Here is a 23,052-nt window from a genome sequence, read left to right as displayed (position 1 = left end):
GTCGTGGCCGGGCTGTTCGTGACGGGGGGCCGTTCGTGACGGGGGCACAGTCGTGATCGGGGTCCGGGCATGACCCGGGTCGCCGCCGCCTTCCGGGCGGGGCGGCGATCGGACGCCGGCGGCTTCGACCGCAGGCTGATCGCCCCGATGATCCTGGGCTCGATCCTCAACCCGATCAACTCGTCGATGCTCGCGGTGGCACTCGTGCCGATCGGCCGCTGGTTCCACGCCTCGCCCGCGCACACGGCGTGGCTGGTGACGGGGCTCTACCTCGCCACCGCGGTCGGCCAGCCGGTCATCGGGCGGCTGGTGGACACCTTCGGCCCGCGGCCGCTCTACCTGACCGGCACGGCGCTCGTCGGCGTCGCCGGGCTGCTGGGCGTGCTCGCGCCCACGCTCGGCGTACTGATCGTGTCGCGGGTCCTGCTCGGGATCGGCACCTCCGCCGCCTATCCCGCCTCGATGTTCTTGCTGCGGGCCGAGGCCGACCGCACCGGCATGCGAAGTCCCAGCGGCATCCTGGCGGCGCTGTCGATCTCCAACCAGGTCATCGCGGTCATCGGGCCGACCCTGGGCGGCCTGCTCATCGGAGTGGGCGGCTGGCATCTCATCTTCGCCGTCAACGTGCCGCTCTCGGCCGCCTGTCTCGTCCTCGGCGCGCGGCGGCTGCCCCGCGGCTCCTCGGCCGCCCGGCGCGGCGGGGGACTGGACGTGCTCGGCATGGCGCTGTTCGCCGGCACGCTCACGGCGTTCATGACGTTCCTGATGAACCCGGCGTGGGAGCTGTGGTGGCTGCTGGTGGTCGTCGCGATCGCCGGCACCTGCTTCGCCGTACGGGAACTGCGGACGGCGCAGCCGTTCCTCGACCTGCGGGTGCTGGGCGGCAACCCGCCGCTGCTGGCCACCTACGGGAGGCAGTGGCTGGCCTATACGACCTCCTACGCCTTCATGTACGGCTTCCCGCAGTGGCTGCAGGACAGCCGGTCATTCGGCCCCTCGGCCGCCGGGCTGCTGCTTCTGCCCATGTCGGCGATGGCCATCGCCGTGACCGCCCTCACCGGCCGCCGCGCCGAGGTGCGCGGCAAGCTCGCCGCGGGCGCCGTGGCGCAGATCGCCGGCTGTGCCACGCTGCTGACCGCGGGCTCCGGCAGCCCGATATGGCTGCTGGCGCTGACCGGCGCGTTCGTCGGCGTCTCGCAGGGCCTCAACGGGCTGGCCAACCAGAACGCGCTGTACGCGCAGGCCGACCCGGCCCGCATGGGCTCCTCGGCCGGGCTGCTGCGCACGTTCGGATATCTCGGCGCGCTGAGCGCCTCGGCCTCCAACGCGGCGTTCTACCGGGACGGCGCGACCACAGCCGGGCTGCACGAGCTGAGCCTGCTCCTGCTGGGCGTCTCGGTGCTGCTGCTGGCCGGCACCCTCGCGGACCGGTCGCTGCGCCGCGTCGGCCGCACCTGACCATCCCTGCCCATCCATCCGAGCCCGTCCATCCCCGGCCATCCATCAGAGCCCGTCTACCAGAGCCCTTCTGTCAGGGCCCATCGCATCAGAGCCCATCGCATCAGAGCCCATCCATCAGAAAGGGAGCCTCCTCATGCCTGTGACCACGCTCGACCCCAGGACCGCGCTCGTCGTCGTCGATCTGCAGAAGGGCATCTTGGCCGTCCCCGGCGGCCCGCACTCCACGGGCGACGTGCTGGCCCGGACGGTGCGGCTGGCCGAGGAATTCCGGGCGCGCGACCTGCCGGTCGTCCTGGTGCGGGTCACCGGCGCGGCCGACGGCGCGGACGCCGTCCCGGGACGCACCGACCTGCCGCGCGCCGGGCTCGCCCGGCCGGACGGATGGGACGAGATCGCCGACGACCTGGCCGGGCACCCGCTCGACATCGTCGTCACCAAGCGCAACTGGTCGGCCTTCTACGGCACCGACCTCGACCTGCACCTGCGCCGTCGCCGCGTCACCCAGGTCGTGCTGACCGGAGTCGCCACGAGCATCGGGGTCGAGTCGACCGCCCGCGCCGCCCACGAGCACGGCTACAACGTCACCCTGGCGACCGACGCCATGACCGACCTCGATCCCGAGGCCCACCGCAACAGCGTCGAGAAGATCTTCCCGCGCCTCGGCGAGACCGGCACCACTGACGACATCCTCGGCCTGCTCGCCGCGACCGCGTCCTGAGACGCGCATCCCGCCTGCCTGGCACAGGGCCCCGCCTGCTTGGCACACTGAACCCTGCCTGCGTCGCACAGTGGACGCCGCCTGCTTGGCACAATGGCTGCGGCACCGTGCGGCAGGGACGCGAAGGCGAGGGGATGGCATGAGCCCGCTGATCACTCCTGAGGAGCTCGCCGCGATCGGCGACGCCACGATCCTCGACGTCCGCTGGCGGCTGGGCGGGCCGCCCGGCATCGAGGCATACCACGAGGGGCACATCCCGGGCGCGGTCTTCTGCGACCTCGACGCCGATCTCGCCGCCCCGGCCGGGCCCGCCGGACGGCATCCGCTGCCCACGCAGGAGGCGTTCCAGGAGGCGATGCGCCGCCTGGGAGTGTCCGAGGGCCGGCCGGTGGTCGTCTACGACGATGCCGACTCGACGGCGGCGGCCAGGGCCTGGTGGACGCTGCGCTACTTCGGCCATGGCGACGTACGCGTGCTCGACGGCGGGCTGCGCGCCTGGACCAGGGCCGGGCTCCCGTTGACCAAGGACGAGGGTCCCGTCCCGCCGGGCGACTTCACCGCGCGGCCGGGCGGGATGCCGGTGCTCGACGCCGACCAGGCCGCCGCGCTGGCGTCCGACGGCGTGCTGCTCGACGCCAGGGCGCCCGAGCGTTATCGGGGCGAGGTGGAGCCGGTCGACCCCGTCGCCGGACATGTCCCTGGTGCGATCAGCGCCCCGACCTTCGAGAACGTCGAGCCCGGCGGCCGGTTCCACAACAGGGAGTTCCTGCGCGAGCGCTTCAACAGTTTTGGGGCGGTCGAGGGTATGCCCGTCGGGGCGTACTGCGGGTCGGGTGTCACGGCCGCCCACGAGGTGCTCGCACTGGAGATCGCCGGGCTGCCGGCGGCCCTGTACGTCGGCTCGTGGTCCAACTGGGTCGCCGACCCCGGCAGACCGGTCGCGACCGGCTGACCCCGGCGCTCGGCTCCGGCGCTCGGCCCTGACGCTCGGCCCGGGTGGCGGGCCGTCAGCCCGTGGCGAATGGCTGGTCGCCGGCGCCGAAGCAGACGAAGCCCGGCACGGCCGTCTTCTCGGCGGCCTGGGCCAGCGCCTCGGCGGGGGAGCGGCCCTCGGCCAGCAGCGTGTGGAAGAGCGTCATGAGCGTCCGCGCCTCGTCATCGCGCACCGGCACGACACCGGCCACCACGCACGCGGCGTCGCCGTTGCGGGCGGCGCTGTCGAGGAAGGCCCCGGCGAGGCCCAGCGCCGCGCCGTCCACCGGGGCGTGGGCCATCCCGGCGTCGCAGGCCGACAGTACGACGAGCCGGGGGATCCGCCGCGCGGCCAGCAGGTCGTAGGCCATGAGCGGGCCGTCGTCGAGCGTGATCTGCGACAGCATGGGCCCGCGCGGGCTGAACATCCCGTGCGCGGCGATGTGAAGCACGTCGGCCTGCTCGATGGCGCGGAGCACCTCAGCCCTGGTGGCGCCGATGCGCCGCGCCCGCGCGTGCGCGGCGACGACAATGTCGGCCTCGGCCTCGGCGTGGTCGAGCCCCGGCCCCGCGAGCGACAGCGCCAAAGGGGCTCCGGCCAGGCCCCGGCGCGGCGCGAGCCACGCGGTGGCGTCGGCGGCCACCGACACCGGCCTGCCGCGCAGCGAGGGGAGCAGCGGCCAGGGCAGCGTGCACAGCGCTCCGGTGGGCACGATCGTCACCGGGCCGCCGGGCGGGCTTCCCGCCGGCGTCAGGGTGCCGGGACCGGACAGGAGAACGTGGTCGAGCGCGCACAGCTCGCCCGCGAGTCCCTCGTCCACTGTCACGGGAAGGACATCCACGCCGCCCGGGGCATCGCGGGGAGCGTTGCGCTCGGGGTCGTGCAGGGTCCCGTGCTTGGGGCCAGGCGGGATGTCGTGCTTCGTTTCGGGCAGGGTGTCGCGCCCGGGGGTGAGCTGGGTGTCGCGCCCGGGGTCGGGCAGGGTGTCGAGCAGGGGGCGGGGCAGGGTGTCGAGCAGGGCACGACGGCGCAGGCCATACCTGATTCGCACGGTCGCCTCCACCGCCGCCTGGTAGCTGCCGAGGAAGCGCAGCGCGCATCCCCCCACGCCGGCCGTGACGGCGAACAGATCGTCGCCGCGCCGTACGAGCTCCACGAGCAGCCCGGACCCGGCGGGCGAGACGCCGTGCAGCCCGGACCCGGCGGGCGGGACGCCGTGCAGCCCGGACCCGGCGGGCGGGACGCCGTGCAGCCCGGATCCGGCGGGCGGGACGCCGTGCAGCCCGGACTCGGCGGGCGGGACACCGTGCAGCATCGGCGCGGGAGCCGGGGCGCCGCGCACGACCGCCCGCCACCGCTCGGCCCATTCGAGCACCGTTCGCGCGTCGCCCGTCCGCCGGGCCCGGTCGAGGGCGATCTCCAGGCCGAGCGCGGCGAGATCCTCGGCCGGCCGCGCCGCGTGCACTCGCAGTTCCGCGTCCCGCGCCGCGTCGTGGTCGCCTCGACCCGCCGTGTCACCGAGCGGACCGGCGGTGTCGGCGTACGGACTCGCGTCGCCGCCGGGGGTATGCACGGCCTCGATGCCCCGGGCCGCGGCCGCCAGGGCCCGATCGAGGTCCCCGTCCAACCGGTGCCGCATCGCCACCGCGTGCCAGCGTACGAGTGGGCGGGTGGCGGTAGCGGCGTGATCGAGCTGCGCGCGGGCCTGAGTGATCGCGCCCAGCCGTACGGCCGCCGCAGCGGCGGTGAGCCGCAGCGCGGCCGAGGCCCCGACCCATCCGCACGCCGCGAGCTCGTCGGCGCAGGCGATCAGATCGGTGACCAGGCCCTCGGCGTCTGCCACCTCGTGTGCGGGCGCGTCCGGTGGAGCGGGAGTCTCCGCCAGGCGGGCGCGCAGGACGACCTCCCTGGCCAGGGGCAGCCAGGCCGTCCTGCCCTGGGCGTCCAGCTCCGCGAGCGCCGTACGCGCCGTCGACGCGGCCCGCGTGGCGTCCCCGGCGAGGAGCGCGGCCTGGGCGAGCAGCAGCCGCGCGCCGGGCACCGCCGCCTGCGCCCCGGCCGCCAGCAGTTCGGGGACGGCCTGTTCGAGCAGCGTGCGCGCCTCGCCGGGCAGGCGCGCGGCGAGCAGCGCCTCGGCGAAGTCCGTGCGCATCACCGCGAGCCGTTCGGGGAAGCCGAAGAGGGTCGCCTCGGCCGCCCGGTATCGCGCGAAGGCGGCGGCGATGTCGCCGCGCCGGGCGGCCACGAACGGCAGATTGCCCTCCGCCAGCATCGCGACGTGGTCCAGGCCGGCCGACCTCGCGAGCCGGGCGCACTCCGCGAGGTCGGCCTCGGCCTCGCCATACCGCTCACGGTAGGCATGCGCGAGTCCGCGGTTGAGCAGCCCGCCCGCCCGGAAGCGGGCATCGTCGCCCAGCAGGCCGATCGCCCGGTCGCAGTGCCGTACGGCCTCCTCGTGCCGTCCCAGCAGGATCAGGGCGACCGACCGCTGCACGCCGAGCCTCGCGAGGTCCGCTCCCGAGAGGTCCCGTTCGGCGAGGTCGGCGAGGCGCAGCCCGCCCTCGGGGTCGCCGAGCTGGGCCCGCACCGTGACGAGCGACATCCGGGCCTGCGCCACCCGGCGCGGAAACCCACGCCCCGCCGCGATCGCCTCCTCCAGCCGCTCCTCGGCGAGTTCGAGGTCGCCCAGCTCGCGGGCGGCCAGCGCGCTCGCGCGCAGCGCCACCGACGCCGCCTCGCCGTACGCGCCCGCGGGTCCCGGCCGCCGGGCCAGGTCCAGTACGGCTCTCGCCTCCGTGAGGGCCAGCCGGGGGTCGGTCGCGGAGAGCCGTATGGCGGCCTCGGCCCTGCCGAGCAGATCGATGGCGAGCGGATCGATGGCGAGCGGATCGGCGTCCAGCGGATCCATGGAAGAGGTCATGGGTGCACGTGGATCCAGCGGGTGAAGACGGGCGGGTGGCCGGGCCGGTGGCAGACGACGCTGACCCACCCGGGCGGCAGGCCGGCCACCGCGAAGTGGCCGCTGCCGGAGGGCGTGCGCACCTTGGCGATGTGCGGCGTCCGCACCTCGATCGTGGCGTCGGGCCCGGGGGCGGGGGACACCTGACCCGCCACCTCCATGCGCCCTTCGGTGACGGTCGTCTCGACGTCGATGACCAGGCCGTCCGCGCTGAACCGGCGAACGCCGGCCTGCGCCGTCCCAGTCTGCGCCGTCCCAGCCTGCGCCGTCCCCGCCTGCGCGGTCCCGGGCCGCGTCGTCTCGTCCTGCGCGGTCCCGGCGTGCGCCGTCTCGGGCTGCGCGCGCTCGGCCTGCGCCGTTCCGGAATCGGCGGCGGAGCGGGCCCCCGGCGACACGGGAAGGTCGACCGGCCCGGCGGGCACGCCTCCGGGCACCCGCAGGCCGAAGACCGCGCGGGCGGCGGCCGACACGCCTTCCGGCACCGGATCGGCGCCCGCTCCCATGCGCAGGGCCGCCAGAAGGTATTCCTCCTTCACGGGGTGTCCTCCTCCTCCACGAGAGCGCGCAGACGGGCCATGCAGCGGGCCCGGGTGGGGCCGATGCTGCCGATCGGCAGGTTGAGACGGACCGCTATCTGGGCGTACCGCGCCTCGGGGTGGAGCACATAGAGGCGGATGAGCGACCGGCACGGCTCACCGAGCAGGTCGAGCCTGCGCCACACCTGCCTGCCGAAGTCGGCGTCCACCACCGCGGCCGTCGGGTCGGGCAGCGCCGTGTCGGGCACGTCCAGGTCGGAGACCACCTCCCCGCGCGCCCTGCGGCTGAGCCGGGCCGCCTCGTGCCGGGTCGTGGTGACGAGCCAGGCGCCGATCCGTTCGGGGTCGCGGATCGTGTCCGCGCTCTCCACGAGCCGGAGCCATGCGCCCTGCACGGCGTCGGCCGCGTCGGCGGCGCTCAGCCCGAACGCCCGGGCGACCGCCCACATCCTGCCGTCGAATCGGGCGACCAGGTCCTCCCAGGCGGCCTGGTCGATGGTGGCGAAGGAGTTGTCTGTCGGCATCCGTCACTCTGCGCGCTCGGGGGGAAGCGTATGGTGACAAGAACCTTACCGATCCCCGCTCGTCACGACCACCCCGAGATCCGCGACCCGCCGGTCGCCGTCGAGCAGGCGCCGTACGGCCTCCGCCGGCGGCACCTCCCGGCACAGGCGGGCGAGCGCGCCGGTGACGACGGCGGCGGCGAACGAGGTGCCGCTCCAGGTGGCGTAGCTGTGGAAGTCGCCGAAATCGAGGAAGCTGCTGGTCAGGCCGACGCCCGGCGCCCAGACGTCGACCCACGGGCCGTACGCGGAGAACTCTGCCCTGCCGTCGCCGTCGAGCGCGCCGACCGCGACCACGCCGGGCAGGGCCGCGGGCCAGAAGGGGCGCGGCGAGGCGGTGTTGCCCGCGCACGCGACGACGGCGGGGAAACCCGCGAGCGCCTCGGCCAGCCCGAGGGGCGGCGCGTCGTCGAAGGTGTGCCCTCCGAAAGAGAGGTTCACCACGTCGGTCCGGCCGTCGCGCAGCTTGGCGAGCGCGCGCAGCAGCGCCGCCTGGTCGCTGACGCCGTCGCTGTCGAGGAGGCGGAGGACGCGCAGCCGGACGCCGGGCGCGTGCCGCAGGATAAGTCCGGCCACGAACGTGCCGTGTCCCGCCTGCCGGTCGCGCACGCCGTCGCCGTCCGCATCGGGTGTCTCGGCGATGTCGTCGCCGTACCACCGCGCCACCCAGGGATGCGGCGCCAGACCGGTGTCGAGGACCGCCGCGACGACCTCGCCCGGCTCAACCGGCTCGTACGGCGGGGCCGCCGCGGGCGCGGGCGGTCCGCCGGGCCCGCCGAAGAACAGCGGCTGGCCGGACAGGACATGGTTGGGGGAGGCGGCGTGCCCGCGGTCGCGGAGCGTGGCCGTCAGGTCGATCACGTCGGTGTCCGGCGGCAGCCGTACGAGGTGGACCCGGCCGGTGCCCGGAAGGGGCTCGGAGGCCAGGGCCCACCGGGCGACGGCGGCCGGAGAGGAGGTCAGGAGTTCGTCGGGCCGGATCAGGACGGGCCGTCCCGGGAGGGGTTCGACGAGCCGGCTGCGCATGGGGAAGCCTTTCCGTGTTGATTACGGAGCGTGTCCTTCCCGAATTGGTTGGTCGCCAAGCACCAATCGGTATGACCCCCCTCTGGTGCCAGGCTGCAACGGACGGTAGTCTCTCCTACAGTCATCCAACCGTGATCATTCCAAGTGTGAGGCCGTTGGGGAAGGCGCACCTCATGCGAATTGGGAGGTCCGGTGGCTGCTGCTCGTGGCGTCCTGTACGTCCACTCGGCTCAGCCTGCGCTGTGCCCGCACATTGAGTGGGCCGTCGCAGGCGTTCTTGGCGTACCCGTCGACCTGACGTGGACCGCCCAGCCCGCCGCGCCCGGGACCCTGCGGGCCCAGGCCGAGTGGGAGGGGCGTCCCGGCACGGCGGCGGCGATCACGTCCTCACTCATGGGCTGGCAGCGCATCCGCTTCGAGATAACCGAGGACGCCTCGCCGGGCGTCGACGGCTCCCGGCACGCCTACACGCCGACGCTCGGCGCGTTCACCGCGGTCGTCGGCGCGAACGGGGACATCCTGATCCCCGAAGACCGCCTGCGCAACGTCATGCTGATGGCCGCCCAGGGCCGGGTCGTCCTGGAAGAGGAGCTCGACCGCCTGCTCGGCAAGCAGTGGGACGAGGAGCTGGAGTCGTTCCGGTACGCGGGCGAGGGCGCGCCGGTGCGCTGGCTGCACGCGGCCGTCTGATCCCGCGCCACCGCGGTCTGGATCCCGCGCCGCGGCGGTCTGTTTTGGGCGGATCGTGACAACAACGCGCGGGTGCGCCTTATGAGATTCGAGGTGCCCAAGCTCACCGACGTGTACGTGGAGACCCAGGGCACCGGCAGGGTCGAGGCCGGCTCGATCTTCCCTGGAGGCGTCGGCATCAAGATCCGCATGATCCACCCGCTGCTCGGCACGAAGTGCTACATCGGCGGCGACGCCGTTCGTGCGGAACCCCGAGGTCACCTCGCTGGGAGCTGACGTCGATCGACGGGACGCCGGCTCAGGCGAGCCCATCCAGCAGGGCGATGTCCTCGGGGGACAGGCACAGCCGGGCCGCGGCCATGTTCTCCTCCGGGTGGGCGAGCGAGGAGGTGCCGGGAATGGCCAGGGTGACCGGGGAACGGCCGAGCAGCCAGGCGAGTGCGACCTGGGCGCGGGTCACGCCGTGCCGTCCGGCGACCTCGTCGAGCACGGCGAGCTGCTCGGCCGAGGGGGCCATGCCGGGCGGGGCCTGCGACAGGTCCAGCCCGGGCCGGAGCATGCCGGCGGCGAGCGGGAAGTAGGCGGTGAACGCGATGCCCGCCTCCTCACACGCGGCCAGGACCTCCGCACCCGACCGGTCGAACAGATGGAGCCGGTTCTGCACCGCGGCCACGGGCGCGATCGCGCGGGCCTCGGCCAGTTGCTCCGTCGTCACGCCGCTGAGTCCGAGAGCCCGGATCAGCCCGCGTTCGCGGAGCTCCGCCAGGGCCCCGAAGGACTCGGCGAAGGGCACCTCGCCGGGGAACAGCAGCCCGTCGCCGCCCACCCGCAGGTAGACGAGGTCGAGCCGGGCCCGGCCGAGCCGCACCAGGTTCTCCTCGACCTGGTCGCGCAGCCGATCCGGCTCCGCGGCGGCCTCGAAACCATGCCACTCGTCGCGGACCACGCCGACCTTCGTGGCGATGACCAGGTCGTCCGGATAGGGGTGCAGCGCCTCCTTGATCAGGTCGTTGGCCACGTGCGGGCCGTAGAAGTCGCTGGTGTCGATGTGGGTGACGCCGAGTTCCACGGCCCGGCGCAGCACGGCGAGCGCGGTGGCGTGGTCTCGTGGCGGCCCCCACACCCCCGGGCCGGGCAGTTGCATGGCCCCATACCCGAGCCGCCGGACGGCCGGCCCGTCCCCAGCCGCAGGACGTCGCCGGCGAAGCCGTGAGAACCAGCGGAATCGGCGGAACCAGTGGAACCGGCGGAACCGGTAAGACCCGTTGGAGCGCCAGGTCCCGTGTAACCGGTAGGTCCCGTGGAACCGGGGAAAACGGTCATTCGCGCCTCCTCATGTCCGCCGCGGCCTGGTCGCCGCGACTACGGGAGAGGCGGGCCTGGATCGACGCCGTGGTGATGGCACCCTCGGGGTCGCGGTCGAGCTTGTGCCGGCGCACCAGGTCGTGCACGCCCTGACGGGTGATGCCGAGCATCGCCGCGGCGACCGAGACCGGCACCGCGGCCGCGGCCGGGTGCCCCGCGCGCCGGGCGACCGCCCGGCCCAGCGGCGTCGCCCACCACGCGGCGGGCGGGTGGAACGGCACGTCGCCCGGATACAGCGCGCTCACCAGCCGGATCGCGAGGAAGGCTGCCGCCCGGTCGTCGTCGCCGCTCAGCACGTCGGCCCAGTCTCGGCTCTTCACCGCCAGAAGCTCGCGCAGTCGCGTGTCCTCGCCGGACAGCTCGTCCGGTTCGAAGAGGATCTCCAGCGCGTCGAGCACCCTGCCGCCGACGATCCGGCACAGGTCCTCGGCCAGTTCGCGGCGCTCGTCCATGCCCGCCTCCCTTCTACTTGACGCTAAGCATCAAGTCACTTGTCATTCTGCGTCAAGTAGTGGACATCCGCCGTGAGAGAACGCGAAAGCGCCGGTCCCCGCGTTCGGGGACCGGCGCTTCCGGTGCGTCGTCAGAAAGGCGTCCTCAGAAAGGCGCCGCCAGAAGGGCGTCGTCAGAGGGGGATGTTGCCGTGGGCGCCCCGGGCCGGGGTGGCCTGGGCGAGCACCCGGGCGATCATGCCGCGCGTCTTGGCCGGCTCGATCACCTCGTCGATCACGCCGAGGTCGAGGGCGCGCTGGAGGCCGCCCGCCGTCTTCTCGTGCTCCTCGGCCAGCCGGGCCTCGAGTGCGGAGCGCTCCTCCTCGGGAGCGGCGGCCAGCTCGCGCCGCTTGAGGATGCGCACCGCGGCGACCGCCCCCATGACCGCCACCTGGATGTCCGGCCAGGCGAACACGCGGGTCGCGCCGAGCGAGCGGGAGTTCATCGCGATGTAGGCCCCGCCGTACGCCTTGCGGGTGATGAGCGTGATGCGGGGCACGGACGCCTCGGCGAACGCGTGCAGCAGCTTCGCGCCGCGCCGCACGATCCCGTCGTGCTCCTGGCCGACCCCGGGGAGGTAGCCGGGCACGTCCACGAGCACCACCAGCGGCACCCCGAAGGCATCGCACATCCGGACGAACCGGGCGGCCTTCTCCGCGGAGGCGGAGTCGAGGCAGCCGCCGAGACGCATGGGGTTGTTGGCGATGACGCCGACCGTGCGGCCGCCGAGGCGGCCCAGGGTGGTGACGATGTTCGGCGCCCACTTCGGGTGCAGCTCCACGCCGGGCTCGTCGAGCAGCCCCTTGACCAGCGGGTGCACGTCGTAGGCGCGGCGGGGGTTGTCGGGCAGCAGGGTGCCGAAGTCGACCTCGTCCACATCGTCGCGCACCCGGCCCTGGTGGCCGAGCAGGCAGGCGAGCTGGCGGGCCCGCAGCATCGCCTCGGGCTCGTCCTTGGTGACGACGTGGACGACGCCGCTGCGCTTGCTGTGCGGCTCCGGACCGCCCAGGGAGGCCATGTCGGTCTCCTCGCCGGTCACGCTGCGCACCACGTCCGGACCGGTGACGAAGATGCGGCCGTTGTCGGCGAGGATCACGATGTCGGTCAGGGCGGGGCCGTACGCGCCGCCGCCGGCCACCGGGCCGACCACGACGGAGATCTGGGGGACCAGGCCAGACGCCTTGGTCATGGCGGCGAAGACCCGGCCGACCGCGTGCAGGGACTCGGCGCCCTCGGCGAGGCGGGCGCCGCCGGAGTGCCAGAGGCCGATGATCGGCACCCGCTCCCGCACGGCAACGTCGTAGGCGTGGACGATGTGCTCACAGCCCTCGGCGCCCATGGCGCCGCCCTGGACCCGGGCGTCGCTGCAGAACGCGACGACCGGCACGCCTTCGACACGCCCGGACACCGCCCGGACGCCGCTCTTGTCCTCGGGGGTGATCGGACGGATCGAACCCTCGTCGAGCAGGTGGCCCAGGCGCACCAGGGGGTCACGGGGGTCGACGGCGGCGGCGTCGGCGGCGTCGGCCACCGTTCTGCTGTCCAGCACTGTCATTCGAGACTCCCTTGTCAAACCGTCGTGAAGGCCACGGCGACGTTGTGTCCGCCGAACCCGAAGGAGTTGTTGATCGCGGCGAGCTGGTCGCCCTCGAGCTTGCGGGGTTCGCCGCGTACGAGGTCGACTTCGATGCCGTCGGCCGGGTCGTCCAGGTTCGCGATGGCCGGCACGATCCGCTCGTGCAGGGCGAGAATGGTAAAGATCGACTCGATGCCGCCGGCGCCGCCGAGGAGGTGGCCGGTCATCGACTTGGTGGCGGTGACGATCGCGTGGTCGCCGATGGCGTCCTTGATCGCACGGGCCTCGATCTCGTCGCCGAGCGGGGTCGACGTGGCGTGGGCGTTGACGTGGACGACGTCCGACGGGGCGAGGTCCGCGTTCTTGAGGGCCCGGAGCATCGCCTCCGTGCCGCCCTTGCCGTCCGGGTCCAGCCCCGTGATGTGGTAAGCGTCGCTGGTGTAACCGGCTCCGGCGGCCACGGCGTAGATGCGGGCGCCGCGAGCCAGGGCGTGCTCCTCCGACTCCAGCACCACGATGCCCGCGCCCTCGCCGAGCACGAAGCCGTCGCGGCCCTTGTCGAACGGGCGGGAGGCGCGCTCGGGCTCGTCGTTGCGGGTCGACATGGCCCGCGCCGCGGCGAACGACGCCACGTTCAGACCGTGGATCGCCGCCTCGGTGCCGCCGGCGACCACCATGTCGGCCCGGCCGGAGCGGATCATGTCGATGCCGTAGCCGATGGACTCGGCGCCGGTGGCGCAGGCGCTGACCGTGGCGTGCGCGCCGGCCTTGGCGCCCAGTTCGATGCTGATCCAACCGGCCGAGCCGTTGGGCATGAGCATGGGCACGGTGAACGGCGACAGCCGGTTCCAGCCCTTCTCCCGGTAGAGGTCGTAGGCCGACAGGATCGTTCCGATGCCGCCGATACCGCTGCCGACCACCACGCCCAGACGGTCGCCGTCCACCTCGGGCGCGCCCGCGTCCTGCCAGGCCTGCCTGGCGGCGATCAGGGCGAACTGCTCGGCGCGGTCGAGCCTCCTGGCCTCGGGCCGGGGAAGCACCTCGCCGGGGTCGACGGCCGCCACACCGGCGAACTTCACCGGCACGGTGTCGACCCAGTCCTCGGTGAGCGTGCGGATGCCCGACCGCCCCTCGAGGAGCGCCGACCAGGTCGATGCGACGTCTCCACCGAGGGGCGTCGTCGCGCCGAGCCCGGTGACTACGACACGTACCCGGTCCTTACTCACTTTTCTGCACTCCTCTTGGTATCGGGGCGTGAAAGGGGGCCGGACGCGCCCTGTCGCCTCGCGGGAGGCGGGACGGGCACGCCCGTGCGGCCGTCGAACTCAGGCCTGGATGAAGCTGATGACGTCCTTGACGGTCTTGAGGTTCTTGAGCTGGTCGTCGGGGATCTCGACGCCGAACTCGTCCTGGGCCGCGACGGCGATCTCGACCATGGAGAGCGAGTCGATGTCCAGGTCGTCCACGAAGCTCTTCTCCGGGGTGACCTCGTCGGCCGAAATGCCGGTGATCTCGTTGATGATCTTGCCGAGGCCCGCGAGGATCTCCTGCTCGGTCAGTGCCATGTCGCGATTACTCCTTGGATTTACTGTCTTCCGGTTATCTGGGTCGCCCCAGCTCTGTACGGCAGGCCGTACAAGTTCCTCAGGGGATCTCGATCACCTGGGAGGCGTAGGTGAGGCCGGCGCCGAAGCCCAGCAGCAGCGCCAGGCCGCCCGACTGGACCTCGCCGCGCTCGATCATGCGCGAGAGCGCGAGCGGGATCGACGCGGCGGAGGTGTTGCCGGCGAGCACGATGTCCCTGGCGACGACGGCGTTGTCGGCGCCCAGCTTGCGCGCGATGGACTCGACGATCCGCAGGTTCGCCTGGTGGGGGACGAAGGCGGCCAGGTCGGAGGGGTCCACGCCCGCACGTTCGCAGGCGAGCTTGGCCACCGGGTGAAGCGCGGTGGTGGCCCAGCGGAACACCGTCTGGCCTTCCTGATAGAGGAAGGACCGGCGGTCCTTGATCTGGATGGCCTCGGCCTTGTCACCGGCGCTGCCCCAGGCCACCGGGCCGATGCCGGGCCGGTCGGAGGGGCCCACGACCGCGGCGCCCGCGCCGTCGGCGAAGATCACGACGGTCGACCGGTCTTCGCTGTCGACCCACTGGCTGAGCTTCTCGCTGCCGACGACCAGCACGTTCGTCGCCGAACCCGACCGCACGGCGTCGGACGCGGCGGCCAGCGCGTAGCAGAAGCCGGCGCAGGCGGCGTTGATGTCGAAGGCGCCGGGGGCGGTGATGCCGAGACGGTGGGCGACGCGGCCGGCGGCGTTGGGGATGGGGGCCTCGATCGTGCAGGTCGCCACGATCACCAGGTCGATGTCGTCGCTGGACAGGCCGCTGGCCGCCAGGGCCTTGCCGCCCGCCTGCACGGCGAGGTCGATCTCCGACTCCTCCGGGCCCGCCACACGACGTTCCTTGATGCCGACGCGGCTCTGGATCCACTCGTCGTTGGTGTCGAGCCGGGCGGCGAGGTCGTCGTTGGTCACGACGTTGGCGGGCTGGTAGCCGCCGAACGCCAGGATCCTCGCCGCGGGGGCGCCTTGGCCGAGCTTCACTGCAGCACCTCCCGGGCGGTGTCCAGGTTGTCAGGGGTCTTGAGCGCCACGGTCTTCACTCCGGGCAGCGCCCGCCGGGCCAGGCCCGTCAGCGTGCCGCCGGGCAGCAGCTCGATCATGGCGGTGACGCCGCGCTCGGCCATCGTCGCCATGCAGGCGTCCCACCGGACCGGGCTGGCCACCTGGTTCACCAGCCGGTCGAGGAACTCGCCACCGCCGGAGACGGCCGCGCCGTCGGAGTTGGACAGCAGCGTGACCGACGGGTCCGCGGGGGTCAGCGCCTCGGCCTCGGCGCGCAGGTGGTCGACGGCGGGGGCCATGTGGACGGTGTGGAAGGCTCCGGCGACCGCCAGGGAGCGCACCCGCGCCTTCTCCGGCGGCTCGGCCGCGAAGGCCTCCAGCTGCGCCAGCGTGCCGCCCGCGACGATCTGGCCCGCGCCGTTCATGTTGGCGGGGGTCAGCCCGTGCTTGGAGATCGCGGCGAGGACGTCCTCCTCCGCGCCGCCGAGCACCGCGCTCATGCCGGTCTCGGTGACGGCGGCGGCCTTGGCCATCGCCCGGCCGCGCTCGCGCACCAGGGCGAGGGCCTGCTCGGGGGTCAGCACCCCGGCGATCGCGGCGGCGGCGAGCTCGCCCACGCTGTGTCCCGCGACCATGTCGGGCCGGACCCCGAGCGTCTCGAACGACGCCAGGGCGGCGGCCACGAGCAGGGGCTGGGCCACGGCGGTGTCGCGGATCTCGTCGGCGCCTGCGGTCGTCCCGTAGGCCACGAGGTCGAGCTCCACGATCTCCGACCACGCGGAGATCCGCTCGCGGAACTCGGGTATCTCGAGCCACGGACTGAGGAATCCTGGGGTTTGGGCGCCTTGGCCCGGAGCGACGATGACGAGCACGTACTCAACCCTGCCCTGTAGAGGTTCACCACACTGATGGAGATCCGAACGAACTTTGCCGCTGCCCTGTTGTGGGGTACCTACAGTTTCGGTGTCGAGCGGATTAAGGCACCCGGCTCAGGTTACGGACAGGCGCCCGAGTATGAGCCCCACCTGGAGGGTGAATGCGGACCGCCCCTCCGTGGGCTGATAGCCGGTCAGTTCCGTGATCTTACGTAGACGGTACCGCACGGTGTTCGGATGGACGAACAGCAGCCGGGCCGTCGCCTCAAGCGAGGTCCCCTGCTCCAGGTAGGTCGCGAGCGTGTCGAGCAGCGGGGTTCCGGCCAGGGGTTTGTAGACGTTCTCCACAAGCTGGGCGCGGGCGTCCTCGTCGCCGTCCAGCGCGCGCTCGGCGAGCAGGTCCTCGGCGAGGACCGGGCGCGGGGCGTCGGGCCAGCCGGCGGCGGCGCGCAGGCCCGCGATGGCGGCGCGGGCCGACCTGGCCGCCGCGTGCAGGTCGGGCACCTCCGGCCCGATCACGACGGGCCCGGGGCCGAAGCGCGCCACCACGCCGCGCGCCGCGTCCTTGACGCCGTCCGCGCCGCCGACGATGACGATGAGCCGGTCGCCCTGCACCCCGGCGAGCAGCTCGTGGCCGAGACGCCGCCCCTTGTCGCGCAGCCCGTCGATGACGCTCTGCGGATCCTCGTCGGGGGCGTACCCGGCGAAGACGACGACGGGCGCGGAGGTCCAGCCGAGCGCGGCGGCCCACGAGTGCAGCCCGTCGTCGACCTGGCCGCGCACCAGCGCGTCCACGATCAGCGCCTCAAGCCGCGCGTCCCACGAGCCGCGCGCCTCGGCCTCCCTGGCGTACACCTGGGCGGCGGCGAAGGCCACGTCGCGCGTGTAGCGCAGCATCGCGTGCCGCAGCAGCTCCGCGCCGCCGGGCGCGGCCAGCTCCTCGACCTGGGCCTCGACGACCTCGACGACGATGCGGACGAGGTCGACCGTCTGCTGGAGCGACACGCTGCGCTTGAGCTCGCGCGGGGCGGTGCCGAAGAACTCGATGCTCGGGGTCGGCCGCCCCTCGCCCGCGTGGCCGAACCACTCGACGAACGCCGCGATCCCGGCCTGCGCCACCAGGCCGACCCACGACCTGTCCTCGGCCGACAGCGCGCGATACCAGGCCAGCCGCTCCTCCATGCGGGCCATCGCGGCCGTCCCGAGGCTGCCCATGGCCCGGTCGAGCCGGCGCGCGGTGTCCTCCCGGATCCTGTCGTCCTCCCGGGCCCTGTCGTCCTCGCGGACCCTGTCGTCGTCCCTGGTGTCGTTCCGGACCCCGTCGCTCATCGGCACACCGTCTCCGGCCGTCCGGACGACGTCGTCGCTCTGCCCGTCCGCACGCATCTGCCCGCCGTTCCACGCGCCCCGCTCGCTCACGCCCTCTAGCGTGCCAGGTCATCGCGTTGATCGTGCCGTACGGGGGTGTGGACGGCGTCGCCGCAGGTCGGAGCGGCGGCTCGCGGTGTCAGGAGCCGATGCGGTGCAGGACGACGATGTCCTCGCGGTCGAGGCGCAGCTCGTAGCCCTCGGTCAGGTAGCTGTTCACCACGCCGCGCAGGTCGTTGTTGACGGAGGCCACGATCCAGGGCGTGCCCCGCTTCTGGTAGTCCCACCAGAGCACGGTCGCCCGGCCGGACAGCCGCGCGCCGAAGTCGTCGCTCGCCTCCACCACCACGCCCTCGGGGACCATGCTGATGGCCTGCTCCCTGGCCTGCGTACGGGGGTCGGGGTGGTAGAAGTCCGGGTTCATCAGGTTGTCGAACGGCCGGTAGGGGACCGTGGTGACCGCGACCGCGAAGACCGCGGCGGCGTAGGCCAGCCGCAGGCCGTGCCCGGGGCGCGGCACCCCGCGCCGCTCCAGCCACCGGATGAGCCGGGCGGCCCCGTCCACCCCGGCCATCAGCAGGATCATTATCACGAACGCGTCGTAGTGCCAGCCGGTCGACCACCAGTTGTCGGAGTCGGCGAGCAGCCGCTCAAGGATCAGCGGCAGCGCCGCCAGGACCAGCGGGGACAGCAGGCACAGGAACAGCGCCGGCCACACCAGCAGGCCCCAGGTGTCCCACTTCGAGTGGTCGTCGAAGAGCATGCCCACGAACTGGAGCGGGTGCGTGACGGCGCTCCACAGCATCTGCGGCAGGTCCTCGCCGAGCTTGGAGTAGCGCGTGTAGTAGGCCGGGTTGCCGCCCGCGAGGGGGATCAGGAACTTGCGCACGACCTCGAACACGGCCACGCCGGTGAAGACCAGCCCGGTCCCGAGCCTGCGCTGCCCGGTGAAGAACAGCCAGACGCCGAGGCCTGCCACCATGAGGCCCAGGTCCTCCTTGGTGAGCAGCAGGCCGAGCACCGCGAGCAGCCCCGGCAGCCGCCGCCCTGCGTGCAGCCGCTCGACGGCGATTGCGCTCAGCAGCGGCACGAAGGCCACCTCGTGGAACTCCACCGCCGTCGCCTGCGCGACGGGCCAGGAGATGGCGTACGCCACGGAGACGAGGTAGGCGTGCGGCGTGCCCAGCACACGGCGGGTGAACTTCCACAGGAACGGGATGGCCAGGGCGAACAGCACGGCCTGCGCGACGAGCAGCGTCTCGGGCCCGTCGTGCAGCCAGTAGAAGGGCGCCAGCACGGCCAGGATCGGCGAGAAGTGGTCGGCGAGCTGGATGTAGTCCATGCCGAAGCCGCCGGTGACCCCGCGCAGCGGCACGGTGGGCGCCGAGAAGTGCGAGTATCCGCGCACCGCCTGGTCGAAGATGACCAGGTCGTACGTGGCCACCTGGAAGTGGGCGAGCCTGAGCAGCGAAAGGGTGCAGTTGAGGACCGTCGACAGCGCGCAGAGCACGGACAGCGCGATCAGGTGCCGGTTGGACCGGAGAATCCCGGCGGCCGGGCCTCCCGGGTCCGCCTCGCCGGCCGGCCGCTCCTCCGGCGCGGCGGTGGCCGTGGGCTCATTCTCGCCTGCCGTCTCCGTCTCGCCTGCCGCCCGGGTGCCTGCGGCGTCTCCGGGCTCCGCGACGGCCGTTCCGTCCACGGCGGCTGCCTCCATGGTGTCGTCGGGGTCGCTGCCTTTCCGGGGCGGCTCCTCCGCCGGTCGCCCGGACGTCGTGGTCCCCGTGATCACGAGGAGGAGAGTAGGCCCTTCGGGCAGGAACGGTCTATATGGGCGTATCTCCGGAAACCCGTTGTCGTCGCGTCCGGCGCTCCCACCTGGGGCTCCTCACGCGCGCCCATGAATCTTTCATGGGCGCGGCGTCTGGGGGTCGCCGGCGCTGGTCAGATGACGGCGACGGCCGTGATGAGGCCGATGAAGAAGTGCGTCACGCCGAGGAGGACGGCGGCGGGCTGCAGCGTGCTCTCCTGTACGAGCTCGCGCACCGAGATGCCGGCGACCTTGTCGAAGGCCACCATGCCGAGAGTCTGCACCGCGATGCCCACCAGGCCGAACACGAGCGTCGCGAGCAGCCCCTCCTGCAGCGCCCCGCCCGACGACCAGATGGAGGCCGCCACGACGAGCCCGACCCCGGCGACGCTGGAGGCGGCCAGCATCGTGGCGTTGGGATTGCGGTCGGTGCGGATGACCTTGCTGAGCCGCCCGGGCGTCGCCAGGTCGATGACGTAGAACCCGGCGACGAGCAGCAGCACGCCCAGGATGGCGTACGCGAGGATCGCCAGGGCGCCGTGCGCGAGCACGTCGCCGATGGAGGTTGTGGTGTTCACGGGGGGCCTTCGCTTTCAGCCGTGGATGCGGTGGGGGACGAAAGAGGACGTGTCGTCGGTGACGAGGCCGGCGGTCTCCCGGATGCCGAGCCCGGCCGGCTCGTCGTCGACGACCCACGCCCCCAGCACCGGACGCCAGCCGTCGAAGTCCGGCAGCGGCAGGAACTCCTGGTAGACGAAGCCCTCGGTGCCGTAGTCGCCCGCGGTCTCCACCTCGACGCCCGGTGCGGCGATCCGCATCGAGGCGCCCTCGCGGCCGAGCAGCGGCTTGCGTACGTAGCCGGGGCCGCCGGCCAGCTCGCGGGGACCGTCGAGGTAGGCGGGCAGCAGGTTCGGGTGGCCCGGATACAGCTCCCACAGGATCGCCAGCAGGGCCTTGTTGGACAGCAGCATCTTCCACAGCGGCTCGATCCACGTCATCGAGACCTGCTGGGCGAGCGCGTGGGGCGCGAACGGCTCGGCGACGATCCACTCCCAGGGATACAGCTTGCACAGCGTGCGGACGACCCGGTGCTCCATGTCGACGAACCTGTGGTTGAGCGCGTCCCAGCCGATGTCCTCCATGGCGATCGCCGCCGTGACCAGCCCGGCCTGCTCCGCGGTCTCCTGGAGGTAGCCGATGGTCATCGCCTCCTCGCCCGTCTCGTCGGCGCTGGTCCACGCGAAGTGGGCCGGGCCGGTCTGGAGCGTGAGCGACTTCCAGCGGTCGACCAGGCGCTCGTGGATCGAGTTCCACTGGTCGTCTTCCGGATAGACGTCCTTCAGCCAGAACCACTGCACGACGGAGCTCTCGACCAGGCTCGTCGGGGTGTCGGCGTTGTATTCCAGCAGCTTCGCCGGTCCCGTGCCGTCATAACGCAGGTCGAACCGGCCGAAGACGTGCGGGTCGCGCCGCCGCCACGACTCCGCGACGGCCGCCCGGCAGTGCGGCGGGATGCCGAGGTCGGCGAACCTGCCGGAGGTCACGATGTGGTCGGCCGCGGCCAGGCACATCCGGTGCAGCTCCTCGACCTGCTCCTCCAGCGCCAGGACCTCGTCCATCGGGAAGACGTAGTGGACGCTCTCGTCCCAGTAGGGCCGGGTGAGGCCCTCGGGGTGGGCGGAGCGGTGGAACGCGAGCCCCTGCGACTCGACGAGGGCGGCCCAGTTCTCCCTGGGCGCCGAGCTCAGCCTGCGCACGTGCCGGCCCCGCTCAGCCGCCGCCGCCGAAGTGGAAGCCGAAGCCGCCCCGCTGCACGACCCGTCCCGACCGGGTCGTGATGTGGGCGTCGGCCGGCCGTACGGTCGTGCCGTTCCGGACCCGGCCGCCTATGCGGCTGCCCCCGTAATACCAGCCGTACGCGCCGTGCGAGCCGTAGTAGTGGCTGTGGCCGTCGTCGTCGCAGTAGTCGTCGTCCACGACGAGGTAGGAACCGTCGGGGTTGAGCGTCGAGGTGTCCACGCAGTCGGCGCCGACCTCCTCGTAGTCGTCCTGCGCCGCGCAGAAGCCGACGACGAGGACGGACAGCACGCCGAGGGTGCCGAGTTTGATCGCCGTGGAGGACTTCATGCCGCCGGAGGGCGGCGGTGTCCGCGGCGGCTGCGTGCCCATGGCCATGGGATGGGTGGGCAGGAAGGAGCCGCCGGGTGGCGTCGTCGGTGGGGGACTCTCCCCGGGTTCTGCCAATCGGGCTCCTGCTGTCGAGATCGGCACACATTATCGTCTGGTTGGACGAACGGGACAGGCAGCCGCCGGGTTCCTGATGAGTCTGTTATCTCCGCCCCGGCTGAGACTCGGTACGCCGGGTAGCGTGCCGATTGTGGATCCCGTCGAGGCGCTCAAGCGCATCGCCTTCCTGCTCGAACGGGCCGGAGAGCCGACCTACCGCGTGCGCGCCTTCCGGGGCGCCGCCGCGGCGATCGAGAACATGCCCCGGGAGGAGCTCGTACGGCTCGCGCGCACCGGCGGCCTGACCGACATGCCGGGCATCGGCAAGGTCACGGCCCAGGCGATCACGGAGGCGCTGGACGGCGCCGTGCCGACCTACCTCCGGCGGCTTGAGGACACCAAGGACGTCGACCTGGACGAGGCCGCGCAGGCGCTGCGGTCGGCGCTGCGCGGCGACTTCCACAGCCACTCCGACTGGTCGGACGGCGGATCGCCCATCGAGGAGATGGCCGACGCCGCCCGCGAGCTCGGCCACGAATACCTGGCGATGACCGACCACTCGCCCCGGCTGACCATCGCGCACGGGCTGTCCGCCGACCGGCTGCGGCGGCAGCTCGACGTGATCGCCGAGCTCAACGAGCGGTACGCGGGGGACGGCGGCACGCCGTTCCGGATCCTGACCGGCATCGAGGTGGACATCAACGCCGACGGCTCGCTCGACCAGGAGCCGGAGCTGCTCGAACGGCTCGACGTCGTCGTGGCGAGCGTCCACTCGCTGCTGCGGATGGAGGCCGCGGACATGACCCGGCGGATGGTCACGGCGGTGGCCGACCCCAACGTCGACGTCCTCGGGCACTGCACCGGCCGCATCGTACGCGGACGCGGGCGGCCGGAGTCCCGGTTCGACGCCGAGATCGTCTTCGAGGCGTGCCGGAGGTTCGGGGTCGCGGTGGAGATCAACTCCAGGCCCGACCGGCTCGACCCGCCCAAGCGCCTGATGCGGCTGGCGTACGAGATGGGCTGCGAGTTCGCGATCGACTCCGACGCGCACGCGCCCGGCCAGCTCGACTGGCAGCGGTTCGGGTGCGAGCGCGCCGCCCTGTGCGGGATACCGCCCGAGCGCATCCGTAACACCCGTCCCTGGGAGGTTGTCGCGGACGCGCGGTGATGGTGGGGTGATGGTGCTGTGGCCTCCGAGTGAGGTGTGTTGTGCGGGTTTGTCCGCACTGATCGACGTAGCGTCGAATCATGAAACGCCGCGACGCGCTGGTGAAGGAGCTGGAATCCGCCGGATGCCTGTCGGCCCGCGAGCTCGCCTCGCGCCTCGGGGTCAGCAAGAGCACCGTCGTGCGCGACGTCGCGAGGCTCCGGGAGGCCGGTGTCCCCATCCGGCTCGACCAGGGCGGATACGCGCTCGCGGGCCCCGACTCCGTGAAACGCGCCATCGACAGGGCGCTGCGCGGGCGGCACGTGCTGCGCCTGGAGTACGTCAACAGCAAGGGCGTGCCCACCGTCAGGGACGTCGAGCCGAGCATCTGCCTCGGCGGGAGGGGCGGGCACTGGTATCTCGTGGCCTGGTGCCGGTTACGCGACGACGTGCGCGTCTTCCGGCTCGACCGGATCTCCTGGGCCGAGGTCATGGACGAGCGTTTCCCCGAGCCGGGCCGCGACCGGCTGGCCGAGCTCGCCGAGGTCGTCGGCGGCTGACCCGGCTGACGTGCTGACCCGGCCGGCAGGGACGGCGCGGACGGAAGCGGCCGCAGCCGGTGGGACGGTGTCGTCCGGATCGGCGAAT

General features: G+C 72.9%; 22 protein-coding genes and 1 pseudogene. 7 read left to right on the top strand and 16 right to left on the bottom strand.

What is annotated here, in order from left to right; genetic code table 11:
- The first annotated feature begins 69 nt into the window (after positions 1 to 69).
- From FLX08_RS09875 to FLX08_RS09865, 3 genes are all read left to right on the top strand, one after another.
- Positions 70 to 1,458 carry an MFS transporter gene (locus FLX08_RS09875; RefSeq protein ID WP_208761365.1) on the top strand — a complete coding sequence of 463 codons (1,389 nt, stop codon included), beginning with the start codon at positions 70 to 72 and terminating at the stop codon, positions 1,456 to 1,458.
- Between the two features lie 136 nt (positions 1,459 to 1,594).
- Entirely contained in the window at positions 1,595 to 2,179 is a 585-nt protein-coding gene (locus FLX08_RS09870) for a hydrolase (RefSeq protein WP_142618078.1), read from the top strand.
- Positions 2,180 to 2,318: 139 nt separating this feature from the next.
- Complete coding sequence (locus tag FLX08_RS09865) at positions 2,319 to 3,131, top strand: sulfurtransferase (protein ID WP_142618076.1); 813 nt, start codon at positions 2,319 to 2,321, stop codon at positions 3,129 to 3,131.
- A gap of 55 nt (positions 3,132 to 3,186) precedes the next feature.
- Here the strand turns inward: FLX08_RS09865 and FLX08_RS09860 are convergent, their stop codons facing one another.
- From FLX08_RS09860 to FLX08_RS09845, 4 genes are read right to left on the bottom strand one after another with little or no spacing between them, the layout of a single operon-like run.
- Positions 3,187 to 6,072 (bottom strand): CHAT domain-containing protein, encoded by a 2,886-nt coding sequence (locus tag FLX08_RS09860; protein WP_142618075.1) that lies wholly within the window; start codon positions 6,070 to 6,072, stop codon positions 3,187 to 3,189.
- Positions 6,069 to 6,647, bottom strand: a complete 579-nt coding sequence (locus FLX08_RS09855; protein WP_142618073.1) for a hypothetical protein — start codon at positions 6,645 to 6,647, stop codon at positions 6,069 to 6,071. The genes FLX08_RS09860 and FLX08_RS09855 overlap by 4 nt, the downstream gene beginning before the upstream one ends.
- Positions 6,644 to 7,171, bottom strand: coding sequence for an RNA polymerase sigma factor (locus FLX08_RS09850; RefSeq protein WP_142618071.1), 528 nt, complete (start codon positions 7,169 to 7,171; stop codon positions 6,644 to 6,646). Before FLX08_RS09850 ends, FLX08_RS09855 begins: the two co-directional genes overlap by 4 nt.
- 45 nt (positions 7,172 to 7,216) lie before the next feature.
- The gene (locus FLX08_RS09845) at positions 7,217 to 8,236 is read right to left on the bottom strand and encodes a S8 family peptidase (protein ID WP_142618069.1); all 1,020 of its coding nucleotides are present in this window, start codon (positions 8,234 to 8,236) and stop codon (positions 7,217 to 7,219) included.
- 192 nt (positions 8,237 to 8,428) lie between these two features.
- On the opposite strand from FLX08_RS09845, the gene FLX08_RS09840 reads away from it, so the two are divergent.
- Both FLX08_RS09840 and FLX08_RS09835 read left to right on the top strand, forming a co-directional pair.
- Positions 8,429 to 8,926 carry a DUF3145 domain-containing protein gene (locus tag FLX08_RS09840; protein ID WP_179155579.1) on the top strand — a complete coding sequence of 166 codons (498 nt, stop codon included), beginning with the start codon at positions 8,429 to 8,431 and terminating at the stop codon, positions 8,924 to 8,926.
- An 81-nt stretch (positions 8,927 to 9,007) separates the two neighbouring features.
- A complete protein-coding gene (locus tag FLX08_RS09835) occupies positions 9,008 to 9,202 on the top strand; it encodes a hypothetical protein (protein WP_142618067.1) in 195 nt (64 codons plus the stop codon).
- Between the two features lie 22 nt (positions 9,203 to 9,224).
- On the opposite strand, the pseudogene FLX08_RS09830 reads toward FLX08_RS09835, so the two are convergent.
- The 12 genes and pseudogenes from FLX08_RS09830 to FLX08_RS09775 form a co-directional block, all read right to left on the bottom strand.
- Positions 9,225 to 10,085, bottom strand: a pseudogene (locus tag FLX08_RS09830) (aldo/keto reductase); the annotation flags it as partial.
- A gap of 160 nt (positions 10,086 to 10,245) precedes the next feature.
- Positions 10,246 to 10,743, bottom strand: a complete 498-nt coding sequence (locus FLX08_RS09825) for a hypothetical protein (RefSeq protein ID WP_142618064.1) — start codon at positions 10,741 to 10,743, stop codon at positions 10,246 to 10,248.
- Positions 10,744 to 10,916: 173 nt separating this feature from the next.
- Complete coding sequence (locus tag FLX08_RS09820) at positions 10,917 to 12,338, bottom strand: acyl-CoA carboxylase subunit beta (RefSeq protein WP_142618062.1); 1,422 nt, start codon at positions 12,336 to 12,338, stop codon at positions 10,917 to 10,919.
- Positions 12,339 to 12,352: 14 nt separating this feature from the next.
- Positions 12,353 to 13,585 (bottom strand): beta-ketoacyl-ACP synthase II, encoded by a 1,233-nt coding sequence (gene fabF, locus FLX08_RS09815; RefSeq protein ID WP_142618060.1) that lies wholly within the window; start codon positions 13,583 to 13,585, stop codon positions 12,353 to 12,355.
- Positions 13,586 to 13,684: 99 nt separating this feature from the next.
- Positions 13,685 to 13,924 carry an acyl carrier protein gene (locus tag FLX08_RS09810; protein ID WP_030505676.1) on the bottom strand — a complete coding sequence of 80 codons (240 nt, stop codon included), beginning with the start codon at positions 13,922 to 13,924 and terminating at the stop codon, positions 13,685 to 13,687.
- Between the two features lie 79 nt (positions 13,925 to 14,003).
- Positions 14,004 to 14,960, bottom strand: coding sequence for a beta-ketoacyl-ACP synthase III (locus FLX08_RS09805; RefSeq protein ID WP_142618058.1), 957 nt, complete (start codon positions 14,958 to 14,960; stop codon positions 14,004 to 14,006).
- The gene (locus FLX08_RS09800; RefSeq protein WP_142618056.1) at positions 14,957 to 15,853 is read right to left on the bottom strand and encodes an ACP S-malonyltransferase; all 897 of its coding nucleotides are present in this window, start codon (positions 15,851 to 15,853) and stop codon (positions 14,957 to 14,959) included. The genes FLX08_RS09805 and FLX08_RS09800 overlap by 4 nt, the downstream gene beginning before the upstream one ends.
- A 117-nt stretch (positions 15,854 to 15,970) precedes the next feature.
- Complete coding sequence (locus FLX08_RS09795) at positions 15,971 to 17,071, bottom strand: PucR family transcriptional regulator (protein WP_185948927.1); 1,101 nt, start codon at positions 17,069 to 17,071, stop codon at positions 15,971 to 15,973.
- A 292-nt stretch (positions 17,072 to 17,363) separates the two neighbouring features.
- A complete protein-coding gene (locus FLX08_RS09790; protein ID WP_142618054.1) occupies positions 17,364 to 19,013 on the bottom strand; it encodes a DUF2079 domain-containing protein in 1,650 nt (549 codons plus the stop codon).
- A gap of 152 nt (positions 19,014 to 19,165) precedes the next feature.
- A complete protein-coding gene (locus FLX08_RS09785) occupies positions 19,166 to 19,609 on the bottom strand; it encodes a DUF350 domain-containing protein (RefSeq protein WP_142618052.1) in 444 nt (147 codons plus the stop codon).
- 15 nt (positions 19,610 to 19,624) lie between these two features.
- Entirely contained in the window at positions 19,625 to 20,788 is a 1,164-nt protein-coding gene (locus FLX08_RS09780) for a glutathionylspermidine synthase family protein (protein ID WP_142618050.1), read from the bottom strand.
- A gap of 13 nt (positions 20,789 to 20,801) precedes the next feature.
- Positions 20,802 to 21,275: a hypothetical protein gene (locus tag FLX08_RS09775; RefSeq protein WP_244312525.1), complete on the bottom strand. Its 474-nt coding sequence runs from the start codon at positions 21,273 to 21,275 to the stop codon at positions 20,802 to 20,804.
- Between the two features lie 133 nt (positions 21,276 to 21,408).
- Here FLX08_RS09775 and FLX08_RS09770 point away from each other — a divergent pair, with 133 nt between their 5' ends.
- Both FLX08_RS09770 and FLX08_RS09765 read left to right on the top strand, forming a co-directional pair.
- The gene (locus FLX08_RS09770; protein WP_208761364.1) at positions 21,409 to 22,425 is read left to right on the top strand and encodes a PHP domain-containing protein; all 1,017 of its coding nucleotides are present in this window, start codon (positions 21,409 to 21,411) and stop codon (positions 22,423 to 22,425) included.
- Between the two features lie 80 nt (positions 22,426 to 22,505).
- Positions 22,506 to 22,964, top strand: coding sequence for a helix-turn-helix transcriptional regulator (locus tag FLX08_RS09765; protein WP_142618046.1), 459 nt, complete (start codon positions 22,506 to 22,508; stop codon positions 22,962 to 22,964).
- Positions 22,965 to 23,052 lie beyond the last annotated feature (88 nt).

The organism is Microbispora hainanensis (assembly GCF_006874475.1).
GTDB lineage: Bacteria > Actinomycetota > Actinomycetes > Streptosporangiales > Streptosporangiaceae > Microbispora > Microbispora hainanensis.
Note: the sequence above shows the minus strand (reverse complement) of the source record. Positions and strands in the feature narration are given on the sequence as shown.